The following is a 15,351-nucleotide window of genomic DNA, read 5'->3' as shown; positions in this document are numbered from 1 at the left end:
AATGAGGATAGTCTTTATCGAAAATAATCTAATCATATCTAATGGTATTGTTCATTTTTGTTAACAAGATAGGTCTTTTTTTGTCCAGACAACGAATATTTCCAGATCCATTGATAAAAGATCTTATCTTTGCGCTCTGCAAACATGCGAAAAAGACCCCGTAAACTTTGAACCTGCAAGCCTATATAGAAAATGGTATTTTGGAACTCTATGTTTTGAACCTGCTCCATGATTCGGAAAGGGCAGAGGTTCAGGCTATGATTTTGAAATACCCCGAACTTAATCATGAAATAAAGGCAATAGAAGTGGCCCTTGAATTGTATGCACAAGTACATGCTGTTGAGCCCTCATTCGGATTGCGGGAAAAAATTGAACGCAGAATACTGGAGACCGGTAGTACTCCATTGAGTTTGACACCCATTGACGAAAATTCGGATATTCAAAAATGGCTGCGCTTTGTTGCTGATCAATTTCCTGAAGCCCTTCAGGCCGAAAATTTCTGCGAGCCAATAGGAGAACAGCCCGGGCTGATGCAAGTACTGGTCGTTTCTTCTGTTGATATTGAAGACGAAACCCACCACGATGTTTATGAAAGCTTTTTGATCCTGCAGGGAAAATGTAAATGCACTGTTGACGGCAACAGTTTTTACCTGGAAACAGGGGGCTACACACAAATCCCTTTGCTAACAAATCATAAAGTAGAAATTGTTGAAGGTCCTGTAATGGCTGTTGTTCAGTACCGATCTGCTTAATACACTATATTTCCACGGTGTATCAAAGATTTCACTGGAGAGACTCTTGATACAGCTTCAGCAGAACAACTAGCTTCCACCAATACAAAGTCTGCTGTATCTCCGGCTTTCGGCCATTGCTGATTGCCTTTGTCATCCAAAGGAAGAATATGATGTGTAGCCAGTCTCAAACTGCGGGAAAGCGCAAATTCATTACGGTATCCATAAAGCTGGGCTGAAAGGTTAACCTTTTGCAAAATGCTTCCCGAACCAAACGTACTCCAATGGTCAACGATACAATCATTACCCGCCATTACATCTACGCCATATTTATACAGCGTAGGAATAGGCATAATGGTGCCTGCGAAAGGAATAGTAGAGGTAATACCTACTTGAGCATTTCCAAGCTTTTCTGCAATTTCTTCTGCTCTTTTCTGATCAAGATGCGCCAGAGCAAAGCTATGGCTAATAAATGTTTTTCCCTTTAAAACAGGATTTTCTATCACTTTATTGATCAGGTATTCAATTGTTTTCATTCCCGATTCACCGGATTCATGCAAGTGGATATCTATTCCCTTATGGTTATCCAAAGCCAGTTGTACAATAAAATCCATGTGTTTTTCTATACTGCCATCAATACTGTAAGGATCCAGGCCACCAATAAAATCAACATTCATTTTTGCCGCTTCTTTCATCAGGGGCTCTGTTTTAGTGTAATAGATTCCATGTTGAGGAAAGGCAACCAGTTCAGCCTGGAAGGAATCCTTTTTATTGGCAAGAGCCTGTTCAAGATGTCTTAAAGAGTCAAGGCCGGAAGTGGGTTCTATGTTAACGTGCGATCTGGCATAATTGGTCCCCTTAGATTGTAAAAGTTCGATCAGCTTTTCTGTGCGGGGTATAGAAGTTTTAAGCAAATCAGGAATCACCTGCTGTTCATAAGCAATCATGTCTTTCACTGTCCTGCGTTTGCTGGAATTTGCTCTCCAGGGAAGACCATAATAAGTTTTATCCAGGTGGATGTGCATATCTCTGAATGCCGGCAGCATCAATAATCCTTTTGCATCAACAGCATCTGCTGTAGGATCGTTTGGCAAAATGGCTTTAATTTTTCCCTGATCAATTTCAACGAGGAACAGATCTGTATTGGTATGGCTAACCTCATCATCTTTATATTCAAAACCAGTTTCCAGCCTTACATTCTTTAGCTTAACTGCTTTGCCTGTAATGGCAGGCTTGGTTTGTTCAGTGGCAATAGAAGGGACCGAGCTCAGTAAACTGCCGCCTGCGGCAAGCAGAATTGAAGAGTTTTTAATAAAGTCTTTGCGCGAAATTGATTGTGGTGCCATAACTTATACGTTTTATACAAAGTTATCTGCTACATGGGTTTTAAAATAGTAAAATTCATTCCACTACTTGTATAATTTATAACTGCTCTCTGAATTCGCGCGGAGTTTTTCCAGATTGAAGCTTAAAGAATTTTGAAAAATAGGCCAGGTCAAGAAAGCCAAGGTGATACGCGATCTCTTTAATGGAATGCCTGGAAGTGAGCAACAATCTTTTGGCTTCCAGGATAACCCTGTTCTGGATCACTGAAGTCGCTGAGCTTTGAAAATGTTTTTTACAGAGTATGTTGAGGTAGTTGGGCGTAATGTTCAGTTTTTCTGCATAAAAGGCAACTAGCTTTTGCTCTTTAAAATAAACATCAATTAAAGAAAGGTATTTGAACAGGATGGGTTTGGCTTGATAAACTTTTACATCTTCCACCACATTTTCTGCCTCCCGGCTCACCATTTGTGCAATAATTTCTATTCGTGATCTAATGATCTCCCACATCGTGGGTGCCAGGGAGAGTTCATATTCTATAGCTTTAAACTCGTAAAACAGCCATTTGAATGTTTCCGGTTTTAAACTCATCACCGGATGGTGCTGGTAAAGAACAAAGGAAAAACGTAAAGCATTGGCGAAAGTTTCGAAAACAGCCCTGCTCACCATGATCTGATAAGCTCTTGTTTGTTCTCCCAAAACCCAATGGTGTACCTGATCGGGAAATAACAAGTGTAATTGATGTTCCGCAACCTGGTGATCGGTAAAATCAATCGTATGAATTCCACTTCCCCTTTCAAACAGAAGAAAAACAAAAAAGTCATGTTTATGAGGCCTTTCGATTTGCTTTTTTCCATGAAGTTCATGGTACTGAAAATTGCTGTCTGAATGTAGTTCATCCCGAAATTCGGTTATACCAAGAACAGGGAAATTCTCTTTTTCTTCCATAAAAAAGAAAATTACAAAATTTTCCCTGAAGTGTTATATTGGGGTGTCTTTTAGTCTGATTTATATGAAGAGAACAATCCTTATACTGCTGATGCTTTTTCCTTTGTTTATGTATGCTCAGGAAGATACCCTGGTCCGTTTCTCAAAGGGAGCGATAAAGGGTCTTAAGGAAGGAAACTGTGCAGTCTTTAAAGGAATTCCTTATGCAAAGCCCCCGGTTGGTCAACTTAGATTTAGGGCGCCCAAGGCTCATCAAAGCTGGGCAGATACACTGGACTGCACAAAATTCGGTTCAATTTCCGCCCAATACAATTCGCAGAAAAAGGCTGTTAACGGAAGTGAAGATTGTTTGAGCCTGAATGTTTATCAGCCCCTGAAATCGGGTTTAAAACTTCCTGTTGTGGTCTGGATACATGGTGGAGGGATGACAGGGGGATCGGGATCAGGAGAAAACGGACATTCTTTTTCTGATCAGGACAGCATTGTTACCGTGACTATAAATTACAGGCTTGGCGTAATGGGTTTTCTCTATTTAGGAGATGTAGAAAGTTCCTTTCAAAGCTCTGGCAACAATGCAATCCTGGATTGCATCATGGCATTGAAATGGATAAAAGAAAATATTGAATCCTTTGGAGGTGATGCACAAAGGGTAACTATTATGGGACAGTCGGCAGGTGCAAAGCTGGTCAGTGCGCTCAATGTTACGCCTTTGGCAAAAGGTCTATTTCAGCAAATAATTGCGCAGAGTGGCAGTGTACAATGTATCCGGGACAAGACAACTGCGAAAGCCATCAGGACCAGAGTTTTGAAGCAACTGGGGCTCCATAAACCCGCCGAGCTTCTGAACCTGAGCACCGATCAGTTACTGGCGGCCCAGGATGCAGTTTGTGGTGGTGCGAAGGGAACCAATTATTTTGGTCCGGTAGAAGATGGATTTGTATTTACTTCCGACCCTTATGCCTATTTTATGAATCAGCCGAAAGAGAACAAAAGATTTTTGATCGGTACCAATAAATTTGAAAGCACCTTGTTTATCAACATGGACAAAAGACTTTACAGGCCAGATAGAAAAGTGCTTAAAGATTGGTTCGGTCTGAATTTTCGTTATATACTGAAAAGTTATCAAAAGGAACGGAAGAAATATCGGGCCGATTCTGCTGCAAAAGAGATTCTTACACAATATATGTACACATTGCATTCCTATAGACTGGCAAATGCAGCAGCCAGCCTGGACTATCCGCTTTGGGTCTATCGTTTTGATTACAGCCCTAATAGAAAAGGTGCTACACACGGAGGAGAAATGCCCTATGTATGGTCTGTTGCCGGAAAGAAAAGCGCAACAGCAGTTGAGTTCGAACTTGCAAAGGACGTACATAAGGCCTGGTCAGAATTCATCAAAGGAAGATCTCCTGGCCAGATCGGTTCGGCAAACTGGATGCCATATGAAAAGGATTCCAGGGCCATCATGATCATAGATACCAAATCGGAAATGAGGACAGGGGAACCCAGATTTAATGATGTAAATTATCCATCGGCAGGTTTTATATCAGGCAAATGATTAAATTTATATATTAACTCATCTCAAAAGCTGATAAAAATGACAAAGCAAGAACTTATTACAAAATTCCACCAAAATCATCAGGAGTTCACTGACTATGTAACTGCATTGACAGAGGACCAATGCTCTTATAGTCGCAACGAAAAGTGGACTCCGGGCCAACAACTCAACCATGTCTATTTATGTTTAAAACCTATTGCACAAGCCCTGGCTTCAAAGGATTTTATCTTACAGAAATTTGGAAAAATAGACCGGCCGTCATTGAGCTATGATGCTGTAATTGAGAATTATAAAATGGCGCTTGCCAAAGGAGGTAAAGCACCAGAAAGATTTGTACCCGAAAAATTTGATCCGGATTATAAAGCGGAATTGTCTGCTCAATTGACTGCGCTTTTACAGACAATAGAACAGCTCCTCGATCAATATACTGATGAAGAATTAGACCATCTCGTTTTGCCCCACCCGTTACTCGGCAATCTGACCATAAGGGAAATGTTTTATCTGATGACTTATCATGCTACACATCATCTCAGACAGACGGAACTGAATTTGAAAGGATATTTGCCCATTGCTGAATAGTGAAGCTAAACGATTAACAAAAGGAACCGGCATGCCCCTTTTGTTAATCGCGGTAGTTCTTTCTAATAGAAGGAGCTCCTGCGACCAGAATTTAAACTCCCGATCACATTAACCAGCGTATCAATCTCTGCACAGGTATTATAGAAGGCGAGAGAAGGTCTGACTGTAGCCTCCAAACCAAACCTTCTCAGAATTGGCTGTGCACAATGATGACCAGATCTTACCGCAATGCCCTCATTGCTTAAGGCTTCACCGACTTCAACCGTGGTAAAGCCATCTAAAACAAAAGACAATACACTGGTTTTATTAGCAGCTGTACCGATTAATCTGAGTCCTGGAATTTGCTGCAATTTTTTAGTGGCATAGTCCAGGAGGTAATGTTCATATTGATAGATCAGATCAATGCCTATCTTCTGTACATAGTCTATAGCTGCGCCCAAACCAACTGCATCTGCAATATTTCCTGTTCCGGCTTCGAAGCGGGAAGGTGCATTGTGGAACTGGGTGTGTTCAAAAGTAACATCCTGAATCATATTTCCACCCCCCTGATACGGTTGGCTGCTGTTTAATAATTCTTCCCTTCCGTAAAGTACCCCAATACCCGTAGGACCAAATATCTTGTGTCCGGAAAAAACAAACCAGTCAGCCTGTAATGCCTGCACATCCGTACGAATATGCGATACAGATTGAGCACCATCGGCAAGGACCTTTGCACCTGCAGCATGAGCCATGTCTACAATCTGTTTTGCAGGCGTAATGGTGCCTAATGCATTAGATACTAAGGTAAACGACACCAGTTTTGTTTTTGGGCCAAGCAATTTTGCATATTCGTCCAGAATAATCTGTCCATCATCATCTACAGGAATTACTTTGATGACCAAGCCTTTCTTTTTGGCCAGCAATTGCCATGGAACGATATTGGCATGATGTTCCAGATGGCTCAGGATGATTTCGTCATCCTGCTGGAGATACTGCTCCCCCCAGCTGCTGGCCACCAGGTTAATGGCTTCTGTAGTGCCTCGTACAAAGACAATTTCATTCACCGACCGGGCATTTATAAAATGCTGTACTTTTTGCCTGGCAGACTCATAAGCATCGGTAGAACGGGCGGCAAGTTCGTGTGCGGCACGGTGAATATTGGAATTCTCATGCTGATAAAAATAACTTAACCGCTCAATTACTTGTCTTGGCTTTTGAGTTGTTGCTGCATTGTCAAGCCAGATGAGTGATTTTCCATTTACCTGCTCAAACAAAATAGTAAAGTCATTGCGTATGATATTTACATTTAACGCAGGAAATGAAGAACCATTACCAGTGGAGGATTGCCCCGGACTGGCAAATTGAATACCAGAAGAAAAATAATAAGAAGCCTCATTAAGTACTGATGAAGGCGTAAAGGGAAGCTGAGGCGATGGATTATAAATATTTATACCAGCAAGTGCCCGTTGCAGATCCTTTTCAAAGGATTGATCGGCTTCTAGAGGCAGGGAATGTAATGTACTTCCGGGCTTGTGATTTGGAGAGCTTGCATACCCCGAAGAAGGAGAGGGGCCTCCGTTTCCGGCTGTTGAAGAGGGAATATGTCCTAATCCAAGCTCATTTGCATCCGGAAGGCTGGTTTGAGGATCCGAAAGATCCACCGCATTTCCCTGTTGGATAGCTCTATCCTGATTGGAAGAACTGGTTTCAGGTTGATGGGATGGTATTTCAGACCCCGGCCATGCTGAAAAATATGCATTGGCTAGTTTTTCCAGTTCCTGCACATTAGGAAGTCCTTGCGGACCAGTAATTGCGTTGCTCATGGCTTAATATTTATATTCATGATACTTGTTAATTTCAACATTTTCCAAAACGGCAATAGCATCATCGGCCAGCACAGCAAGAGAACAATAAAGAGAAACCAGGTAAGAGGCAATTGCTCTCTCATTGATACCCATAAAGCGGACAGACAAACCCGGTGATTGTTCTCCCGGAAGGTCGGGCTGATAAAGTCCAACAACACCTTGCCGGCTTTCTCCGGTCCGGATCAATAGAATTTTACTTTTGTTATTTTCAATAGGCAGTTTATCAGAAGGAATCAATGGAATACCCCTCCAGGTAATAAATTGGGAGCCAAACAGAGAGACAGTGGGAGGTGGAACACCGCGGCGGGTACATTCACGTCCAAAAGCAGCAATGGTTAAAGGGTGAAGCAGAAAAAAACCAGGCTCTTTCCATACTTTGGTAATCAATTCGTCCAGATCATCAGGTGTTGGGGCACCTGTGCGGGTCTTAATGCGCTGCGATGGAGCAATGCTGTGCAGTAATCCATATTCAGTATTATTGATCAGTTCACTTTCCTGGCGCTCTTTAATGGCCTCTATGGTTAACCGGAGTTGTTCACTGATCTGGTTGTAAGGCTTGCTGTACAGATCTGATACCCGCGTATGTACGTCTAATACCGTATTTACGGCACTTAATAAATATTCACGTGGTTTTTCAACATAATCCACAAAAGTATTTGGTAAAACCCTTTCATCTCTGTTGGAGCAATCAACTTCAACCGACTCCCCCTCCTTTACCCGGTTTACTCTATAAATACCAGATTCAACAGGTGTCCAGTTTAATAAATGTGGGAGCCATCTTGGGGTGATCCAGGGTGCTTGAGGTACTGTACGTGTTGCGATTGCCAAAGGCCTTGCTGCAACGTCATTTAATGCGGTTTGCTGTGTGCTTTTTACTTGTCCTGCCATTTTTGTTGTTTTAAATTGTTTGTGAGATTAAGCCCCCTGAAAATGTTATTGGATTGTCAGGTTAATAACAAATATAAATAAATACTACTAAATCAGTAGATATTATATATATTTGTCGAAACCAACCCAACAATTATGAAAAAGAAACCATTTATCCGCATTTTGGCGGTATTCGACTATGACCAAGTTGTATCCTTATCGCCTGTAATAAAAGAAACACCGATTGTTTATACCCGATGTTCTTTACATCGAATGTGTTTTTAAACACAAAATTCTCTGCTGATACAGCTTTTGTCTCTCTGCTGTATAAGTCTGTTTAAACATTTTATGACGGTCAATATCTCCCTGAAAATTTGGGGAGGGTAGAACTGCTATGCGCTGATTTTATAAAACAATAAAATAAATGAAACCAACCTATACTTTAATCTTCTTTTTTCTGTTCGCAAGCAGCTCACTGCTCTTTGCACAGGGGCAAAGAAAAATAACGGGCGTTGTAAGAGATGCCGCTAATAATGAACCTCTTCCAGGTGTCCTTGTTAAGGTTCATCAATCTGATAAAACCGCAACAACAAACAGTGAAGGCTATTTTGAAATCACCATAAATGCAAATGAAAAATTTTTGACGTTTCATTCGGTGGGTTATCTGAGTCTGCAACAAAATGTCGGCAGCGCTAAGCTTGATATCCGACTTCAATCCAGCAATACCGCATTAAATGAGGTCGTAGTGGTCGGTTATGGTACCCAGTCAAAAAAAGAATTCACAGGTGCAGCATCCCATATTTCGAGTGAGACCTTTAAGGATGCCTCTGTTCAAAGTTTTGACCAGGCCCTGGCTGGTAAAGCTGCGGGAGTGAGCATTTCCTTACCAAACGGGGTACTGAATAATCCACCTGTTATCCGCATCCGGGGTATTAATTCCATTTCCTTGAGTTCCTATCCTCTGGTGGTTGTAGATGGGATTCCAATTAATACGGGTAATATATCCTCCAATGTTTCGGTGCCTAATAACCCTCTGGGTGATATAAATCCTGCCGATATTGAATCCATTGATGTGCTGAAAGATGCGGCTTCAGTATCTATTTATGGTTCCAGGGCTGCAGGAGGAGTGTTGATCATTACCACCAAAAGAGGTAAAGATGGCAAAGCCAAAGTGTCCTATGATGGATGGGTAGGGGTCACTAAAGCCGTTCGTTTACCGGAGTTGTTGAACAGCCAGCAATACATGGACCTGAAAAATGAAGCGGTTCTAAACAGTAAAATCCTAACCGGAAATGCAAATAACAGCAATGTAGCCTCCGCTTTGTTTTTCCCTTCTTATAACACGGATGGCTCCTTAGTAGATACCCGATGGTACGATCGCATTTATCAAACAGCTGTTTCACACAACCATAACCTGAGCGTGTCAGGAGGAAACAGCTCAACAAAGTATTTTTTCTCCTCCAACTATTCCAATCAGGAAGGCTTTTTTGTAAAGAATAACTTTGAACGAAAAGGTGTTCGTTTTAACATAGATCACGATGTGACCAACTGGCTGAGTATTGGAGGTAACGTTTCTTATAACAACACGGTTAATAATGCTCAAAATTCGGGTTCCTTACCCAGCAGTACCTTATTGCTGATCGGAGGAGCGAGACTTGGCTTCGTACTTCCTCCAAATGTTGCCCCGTTTAATGCAGATGGATCTTACAATCTGAGCAGCACAGGAACCCTTGGCCCTGGGAAAAATCTGTTTACCAATACGCTCTATAATCCAGATGCTTTGTTTAATTACAGTAATTATACCTCTACAAATGATCACTTTATTGGAAACATCCATTCCAGTATCCGCTTGCTGAAAAATCTAAAGTTCAATACCAATTATGCTTTAGACCGGATGCGAACAGATGACATTACCTACCTGAGTCCGTTGTTGGGTTCCTCCGCTTACTCTACAGGTGGCTCTGCAATAAATATTGAAGGCACGAGGAACAACTGGAATTTTACCAACAGCTTGTCCTATGATCAAAGATTTGGAGAGGGGCATCATTTATCTGCTTTGGCGGGTTACGATCTTCAGAAATTTAATTTCTCTTCATGGGGTGCCAGCCAAAGCAACTCCTCAGATCCTTTCTTTGAGAACTATCAGGGCAACTGGGGAACCATCAAATCTACAGGGAACGACCTTTCAGAGAAATTATTCCGCTCTTCCTTTTTCCGTTTGTCTTATGACTATGACAGCAAATACTTCATTACCGGGAACTTTAGACGGGACGGCAACTCTGCTTTAGGAGAGAATAATAAGTACGGTAATTTTGGTGGGGTATCTGCAGGCTGGTCCGTATCTGAAGAGCCTTTTTATAAAAGCTCCTCTCTGGCCAATGTATTTGACAACCTTAAACTGAAGGCAAGCTGGGGGCGGGTGGGCAATGGAAACCTGCCTAATGATTATGGTTCTCTTAGTCTATACGGATCCTCCCTGTACGGCAGTGCCTCTACCTGGGCAATCTCACAAGCCGGTAATCCAGATCTGGGCTGGGAAACCAGTGAGCAAACCAACATAGGTCTTAATTTTGGACTATTAAAAAGTAAGATACAGGTTGAAGTCGATTACTTTAACAATAATGTAAACGGGCTAATCTTAAGCACACCGCAGTCGCCTTCTAAAGGTATTCCAGGCAACACGATTTTAATGAATGTAGGCTCTATGTATAACCGCGGTGTAGAGGTTGCTGTAAACAGCACCCTGATGGAGAAGAAAGATTTCTCCTGGAAAGCCTCGCTTACCTATACCCATGTCAACAACAAAGTAACCGAACTTTCGGCTGGTAATGCCGATATTATTGGTTACACACATACCACGACCGAAGCCAATAACATTACAAGAGTTGGTTATTCTGTGAGCAGTCTGTATGGCGCACAAACGGCTGGGGTTAATCCGGAAAACGGACGCCGGATCTTTATCAATAAAAATGGGGAGAAGGTACAGTACAGCGCTGCTGTGCCATCAGGTACCAGCAACTGGACCTATCTGGACGGCAGAACAGCTCCGGCCATTACTGTTGCAGATTACCAGATTTTGGGTAATGCTTTGCCTAAATGGTATGGTGGGTTTAACAACAGTTTCCAGTTTAAAGCCTTCGACCTCTCTCTTAATTTTACCTATTCAGGTGGAAACAAAATCATGAATGGTACGAGAGGAACATTGCTGGACCAGCGTTTCTACAACAATTCAACCGAGGCACTTAACCGATGGACTACGCCAGGCCAGGTAACCAATATCCCAAGACTGGTGTACAACGATGTGATTTCGAATGGTTCAAGTGGGTTTTCTATCTCGGATAATGCCGAGAAAGCTGATTTTCTAAGATTACAGCAAGTCGTTTTAGGGTATCGTCTTCCATCAACGCTGGTCAATAAGATTGATTTGTCGTCGGTGAGGTTCTATGTACAAGTTTCCAACGCTTTCCTGATCACTTCTTATTCTGGTACAGATCCTGAATCCTCCTCTAATGGCAATTCAAACAGCTCTATCGGGATTGAAAAAAATTCAATCGGGCAGGGGCGTACCATAAGTCTTGGTCTAAATGTTTCTTTTTAAATCCATTATACGATTCTTATGACAACCTATATCACTAAAATAAACAAACCACTGCTCCTCCTTCTTGTCGCTTTAGCCGGATTATCTTCCTGCAGTAAAAAGGAAGGACTGGATACCATTCCGGAAACGACGATTTCCAGTGCAAACGTATTTGATACACCCCAGCGGATTGAGGGCCTGGTAAATGGAATTTATAAAGGATTAAAGGCTGCAAGCTTATACGGCGGCCGTTACCTTTTATATGAAGATGTACGTGGCGAAGACTTCATTAACCTTACGGCCAATTCCTACACCGCCTACGAAAGCTGGAGCAATTCCTACAGTTCGGGTTCCAATGACATCAATAATCTATGGTCGGCAGGATACACCACCATCAATCTGGCCAATATCCTGATTGACGGACTGGCAAAACATCCAAATGTGGTTACTGCAGCTAAATCCAATCAGTACATTGCAGAAGCGAAATTATTAAGGGCTTTATCTTACTATAGTTTAGTTACCGCCTTTGCAAGGCCTTATAATGAGAACAATGGTGCATCAAAAGGTTTGCCTTTACGTTTGCTTGCAGAAACTGGAACAGCGAACAACGATTTAGCCAGAAGTAGTGTAGCGGTAATTTATGCGCAAATTTTAAAAGACCTGGATGAAGCCGAAGTGAATTTGCCAGATAATTATGAATCTGCACTACTGAATACAACCCGGGCACATAAAAGCACAGCCATTGCATTAAAAACAAGGGTGTATTTAAGTATGAATCAGTTCAGTAAAGTGGTAGATGAAGCAAAGAAAATTGTTCCTCAAACCACAGCACCCTTTAGCACTTTAAACGGTGTAAAGCATATTTTGCAAGCCAATATCTTCACCATTTTTGACAGCGATTATACTACGGCAGAGTCTATACTTAGCATGCCGATGACCACGTTGGATTCTTACACCGGTCAATCTGCAATAGCCTATATCTACAATACCAATCTGGAGTACTATCTGAATCCAAATGGTATTTTAGGCGACGCACAATGGGGTGCTTCCGATCAGCGAAGACAACTGACCAGAACCGTATCAGGAAAACAGTATTTTAAAAAGTACGCTAAACCTTCTCCGTTTCTGGATTATATTCCTGTTATCCGCTATGCTGAAGTATTGTTAAACTATGCAGAGGCTTCTGCTAAGGTGGGTAATCTTGAGCTCTCAAAAGCGTTGCTTCAAGCCGTTCACGGTCGTTCCGATGCCAGTTTCATTTTTCCTGAAGCCACATTTTCTTCAGCCTCGGGTTTAATCAATGCGATTTGGAAAGAGCGGCGTATTGAATTACTGGGAGAGGGTTTCAGGTCTAATGATTTACAACGAAATCTTTTGCCAATTCCTACCAAAGGAGATAGCAATTTGCAAGCCCCGGAAGTGGGAGTAACTGCTGATAATTATATTTTTCCAGCAGCTAATACAGAGCTGGCTACAAACAAATTATATTAATTAAAATGAAAGCTGTAGTCCGATATTTATTTTTTCTGATCGCAATAGCTGTAGTTAAGCCTGTTCAGGGGCAGGATAATGATCTGCAAGCCAAAGTTAAAGGATTGAAACGCTACGATGGTTTTTTCCCTTTTTATTATGATGCAAAAAACGATAAGATCTTACTGGAAGTAAACCGGCTGGATCAGGAATTTCTTTATTTTACCTCTTTACCCGCAGGAGTCGGATCGGGTGGCGCCGAACTTGGAAAGGCAAAAGCCGATGTGGTGAAATTTGTACTTGCAGGAGGGAAATTGCTATTGGTGGTACCCAATTACCGCTACAGGGCCATTACTGAAAATGCAGACCAGAAAAAGTCAGTTGAGAATGCTTTTGCCAAATCCGTGATTTGGGGATTCAAACCCCTGGCCATCCAAGACGAAAAGGTATTGATTGATCTTACGCCCTTTTTGATACAAGACAGTCAACAGCTCGGCCAGGGATTAGGAAAGAGTGCGGGAGGGGGCAGCTATAAATTCGACGAATCAAGAAGTGCCCTTGTGCTGGCCAATACTAAAAATTTTCCTCAAAATACGGAATTCGAATCGGTCATCACTTTTACCGGAGGCATTGCACCCTCCGGTTTGTTTAGCAGTGGAAGCAACATTGCACCAGATCCGACTGCTATAACCGTAACCATGCACCAGTCCTTTTCTGCATTGCCGGATATGGAGTATAAGCCACGGAAGTTTGACCCGAGATCAGGATTTAACCTGTATAGTTATTATGACTTTAGCGCAGATATGGACCAGCCTTTAATCTCCCGTTTTTCGAGGAGACAGCGTTTAATTAAGAAACACCCTGGTGCTGCCGCGAGTGAAGCTATCCGGCCCATTATTTACTATGTAGATAGAGGAGCACCGGCAGCCATAAAAAAAGCACTGATTGAAGGTGGCAACTGGTGGAATGAAGCTTTTACAGCTGCAGGCTTTATTAATGCTTTTCAGGTAAAGGAACTGCCAGAGGGAGCAGATCCCATGGATATCCGGTATAATATGATCAACTGGGTAAACAGAAATGGCGACCCGAGAGGCTATTCGTATGGCTCATCCTACATTGACCCCAGAACAGGAGAGATCATTAAAGGAGTAGTTACCCTAGGCTCCGACAGGCACCGCCAGGACTATTTAATTGCTGAAGGGCTGTTGCAGCCATATACAGACGGAAAACCGGTTCCAAAGGCATTGGAAGAACTTACGCTGGCCAGAATCCGGCAGTTATCAGCCCATGAAATCGGTCATACACTGGGCTTGTATCATAACTTTACAGCAAGCACCAAAGAAAGAGCTTCGGTAATGGATTATCCAGCGCCCTATTTCAGCCTGGATAAAAACGGAAAGATAGACCTTAGTCAGGCTTATGCAAAGGGAATAGGCGAGTGGGATAAAAGGGCCATCATCTGGGGGTACAGTGAATTCAAGCCCGAAGCAAATGAAGACCAGGAGCTGGACCGGATTATGAAGAAAACCCTTGCTGAAGGGTTTATCCAAATTCCTGATGTTGGTGGAGATGTCCATCCATTATCCCATCAATGGGACAATGGTACGGATCCCCTGGTCGAGTTGAAACGAATCATGCAGATCAGAGAAAAGGTACTGTCTGATTTTTCTGAAAAAGCAATTGCAAAAGATGCACCCATGGCCACCCTGGAGGAGGTCTTGGTACCGGTTTATTTATTGCACCGCTACCAGATCGAGGCCGTATCCAAATTAATAGGGGGGCTGTATTTTACGCATGCATTAAAGAATGACGGGCAAATACCTACCGGATTGATTCCGGCTGATCAGCAATGGGCAGCACTGGAAGGTTTGCTGACAACAATACAGCCGGCAAACCTGCGTATCCCGGAAAAGCTCATAGAAAAAATTCCACCAAGACCCTCAGGCTATCCTTCCAGCAGGGAAATCTTTGGCAGAAAGACAGGCCCAACATTTGATCCCCTTGTAGCCGCAGAAACACTTGCAAGTACTACCATCGCTTATATACTGGATCCAAAAAGGGCAGCCAGGCTAACTGAATATGCCGCAAGAGAGGAGAAACAGCCAGGCTTTCTGGCTGTAGCAGATCGTTTAATCGAGAAAACCTGGAAGGTTCCTGTACAAAGTGGTATGGATGGACAATTGCAGGTCCTGGTCAATAATTTGACTCTTAAGTATTTACTTGCACTTGCTGCCGGGCAGGAAGTACCCTCGCATGTACAAGGACAAGCCCTGCTCAAAATTGATGAATTGCAGCAATGGCTGGAAGCCAACCTGCAGCAAGGAAATGAACAGCAAAAAGCAAACAGGCGATATGCCTTATCCCAGCTGAAGAGTTTCGCTCAGAACCCAAACAAATTTGAAATCCCACCTTCGGCAGAAATGCCGCCAGGTGCACCAATAGGTATGGACGGAC

The 15,351-nt window shown here is 42.6% G+C and carries 10 protein-coding genes; 6 read left to right on the top strand and 4 right to left on the bottom strand.

The features are described 5' to 3' along the window. Positions 1-167: 167 nt before the first annotated feature. On the top strand, positions 168-752 hold the full coding sequence (locus tag DBR11_RS12020; protein WP_108552921.1) for a hypothetical protein: 585 nt from the start codon (positions 168-170) through the stop codon (positions 750-752). Here DBR11_RS12020 and DBR11_RS12015 read toward each other — a convergent pair. Further along, positions 749-2,077, bottom strand: coding sequence for an amidohydrolase (locus DBR11_RS12015; protein ID WP_108552920.1), 1,329 nt, complete (start codon positions 2,075-2,077; stop codon positions 749-751). The genes DBR11_RS12020 and DBR11_RS12015 overlap by 4 nt on opposite strands. Before the next feature lie 76 nt (positions 2,078-2,153). Continuing rightward, positions 2,154-3,002 (bottom strand): AraC family transcriptional regulator, encoded by an 849-nt coding sequence (locus tag DBR11_RS12010; protein ID WP_108552919.1) that lies wholly within the window; start codon positions 3,000-3,002, stop codon positions 2,154-2,156. A gap of 64 nt (positions 3,003-3,066) precedes the next feature. Here DBR11_RS12010 and DBR11_RS12005 point away from each other — a divergent pair, with 64 nt between their 5' ends. Together DBR11_RS12005 and DBR11_RS12000 are read left to right on the top strand one after the other, a co-directional pair. Continuing rightward, positions 3,067-4,560, top strand: coding sequence for a carboxylesterase/lipase family protein (locus DBR11_RS12005; RefSeq protein WP_108552918.1), 1,494 nt, complete (start codon positions 3,067-3,069; stop codon positions 4,558-4,560). Between the two features lie 39 nt (positions 4,561-4,599). Beyond that, positions 4,600-5,139, top strand: coding sequence for a DinB family protein (locus tag DBR11_RS12000; protein ID WP_108552917.1), 540 nt, complete (start codon positions 4,600-4,602; stop codon positions 5,137-5,139). Positions 5,140-5,201: 62 nt separating this feature from the next. Here DBR11_RS12000 and DBR11_RS11995 read toward each other — a convergent pair whose 3' ends face one another. Further along, entirely contained in the window at positions 5,202-6,941 is a 1,740-nt protein-coding gene (locus tag DBR11_RS11995; RefSeq protein WP_108552916.1) for a family 2A encapsulin nanocompartment cargo protein cysteine desulfurase, read from the bottom strand. A 3-nt stretch (positions 6,942-6,944) separates the two neighbouring features. Continuing rightward, positions 6,945-7,871 carry a family 2A encapsulin nanocompartment shell protein gene (locus tag DBR11_RS11990; RefSeq protein WP_108552915.1) on the bottom strand — a complete coding sequence of 309 codons (927 nt, stop codon included), beginning with the start codon at positions 7,869-7,871 and terminating at the stop codon, positions 6,945-6,947. Positions 7,872-8,274: 403 nt separating this feature from the next. Between DBR11_RS11990 and DBR11_RS11985 the strand changes: the two genes are divergently transcribed. The 3 genes from DBR11_RS11985 to DBR11_RS11975 form a co-directional block, all read left to right on the top strand. Continuing rightward, positions 8,275-11,448: a SusC/RagA family TonB-linked outer membrane protein gene (locus tag DBR11_RS11985; protein WP_108552914.1), complete on the top strand. Its 3,174-nt coding sequence runs from the start codon at positions 8,275-8,277 to the stop codon at positions 11,446-11,448. An 18-nt stretch (positions 11,449-11,466) separates the two neighbouring features. Beyond that, a complete protein-coding gene (locus DBR11_RS11980; RefSeq protein ID WP_108552913.1) occupies positions 11,467-12,918 on the top strand; it encodes a RagB/SusD family nutrient uptake outer membrane protein in 1,452 nt (483 codons plus the stop codon). A gap of 5 nt (positions 12,919-12,923) precedes the next feature. After that, positions 12,924-15,351, top strand: a 2,428-nt coding sequence (locus DBR11_RS11975) for a zinc-dependent metalloprotease (RefSeq protein ID WP_108552912.1), incomplete at its 3' end; no start/stop codon positions are given.

The organism is Pedobacter sp. HMWF019 (genome assembly GCF_003061025.1).
Taxonomy (GTDB): Bacteria; Bacteroidota; Bacteroidia; order Sphingobacteriales; family Sphingobacteriaceae; genus Pedobacter.
This window is presented reverse-complemented; position numbering and strand designations above follow the sequence as displayed.